Source organism: Streptomyces sp. SID12488 (genome assembly GCF_010548275.1).
In the GTDB taxonomy this organism is placed as follows: Bacteria; Actinomycetota; Actinomycetes; order Streptomycetales; family Streptomycetaceae; genus Streptomyces.
Genome location: NZ_JAAGLT010000077.1, coordinates 1 through 1606, shown reverse-complemented (window position 1 = coordinate 1606; position 1606 = coordinate 1). Strand labels below are relative to the sequence as shown.

At 69.1% G+C, this 1606-nt stretch carries 1 protein-coding gene; it reads left to right on the top strand.

Annotated elements, in window-relative coordinates; translation table 11 throughout:
• Positions 1 to 1576 (top strand): IS1182 family transposase (locus G3I56_RS42530; RefSeq protein WP_164418882.1); only part of this gene is annotated, 1576 nt, incomplete at its 5' end.
• Between the last annotated feature and the right edge of the window lie 30 nt (positions 1577 to 1606).

The window sequence follows — 1606 nt, the reverse complement described above, 5'->3', positions numbered from 1 at the left end:
CAGTCTGGCGATCCGGGTCCGGGATGAGCTGGGCGTTCTGTTCGCCGATGAGCAGTTCGTCGGTCTGTTCCCGGTGCGGGGGAAGCCTGCTTGGTCACCGGGGCGGCTGGCGATGGTGCTGGTGTTGCAGTTCGTGGAGGGATTGACCGACCGGCAGGCCGCTGAGGCGGTGCGGGCCCGGATCGACTGGAAGTTCGCGCTGGGGCTGGAGCTGACCGATCCCGGCTTCGGCTTCTCGGTGCTCACGGAGTTCAGGGACCGTCTGGTCGGCGGGGATGCCGGGCGGGCGGTGCTGGACGCGATCCTGGTCGCGGCCAAGGACCGGGAACTGCTCACATCGGGCGGGAAGGCGCGGACCGACTCCACACATGTGCTCTCCTCGGCGCGTGAGCTGAACTGGCTGGAGCTGGTCGGCGAGACTTTACGGGCGGCGCTGAACGCGGTGGCCTACGCCGAGCCGGACTGGCTCAGTGCCCGTGCGCTGCCGGACTGGTTCAAGCATTACGCGACCCGGATCGAGGACTCCCGCTTCCCCAAAGCCCATGCCAAGCGTGTCGAGGTGGGCCGCTGGATCGGAGCGGACGGCATGCGTCTGCTGCGCTTGGTCTGGGCGGACGACGCGCCACCAGCGCTTCGGGAACTGCCGGAAGTCGGCATTCTGCGGCAGGTGTGGGTCCAGCACTTCCACCTGGTGGAGGGCGAGGTGGAACGGAGGGACCCAAAAGACCGTCCGCCGGGCGCGAAGCGCCTGGTCACCCCGTATGACATCGAGGCCCGTGGCAGCGTCAAACGCGGCACGATGTGGGACGGCTACAAGGTCCACCTCACCGAGACGTGCGAGCCGGATGCGGTGCATCTGGTCACGGACGTGACCACCACCGTTGCCACCGTCCCCGACGACCGGATGGCCGCTGTCGTCCACGCCGGCCTCGCGAGGCGGGGCATGCTGCCGGACGAACACTGGGTCGACGCCGGTTACGCCAACTCCAGCGCCCTGGCTGCCGCCCGCATCGACCATGGCGTCGACCTGCACGGGCCACTGCCGCCGGTGGCCGTCGCCCAGGCCCGCGGCGAGGGCGCCTACGCACAGGACGCCTTCACCATCGACTGGGACAACCAGCACGTGACCTGCCCAAACGGGATCACCAGCACTCAGTGGCACCACCGCCGCTCCGAAGAACAACTGCCCGTGATCCGGGTCCGGTTCTCGCCGGCGGACTGCCGCACCTGCCCCAGCCTCCGGGACTGCGTGAGTTCGCCGAAAGCCCAGCGCCGGGAGATCACCCTGCGGCCCCGCCACGAATACGAAGCCCTCCACCAGGCCCGGCAGCTCCAGGCGACCGACGAGTGGAAGCGTCGCTACAAGATCCGTGCCGGAGTCGAAGGCACCATCTCCCAAGGAGCGCAAGCCTGCGGCCTGCGCAGATCCCGCTACCGCGGACTCGGCAAGACCAGCCTCCAGCACCAGCTCACCGGCGCCGCGATCAACCTCATCCGCATCAACGCCTGGCTCACCGACCAACCCCGCGCCCGCACACGGACCAGCCCCCTGGCAGCACTTCGCCCCGCCGCATAACGACGGGGCGAAGCATCAGAGACCGGGATT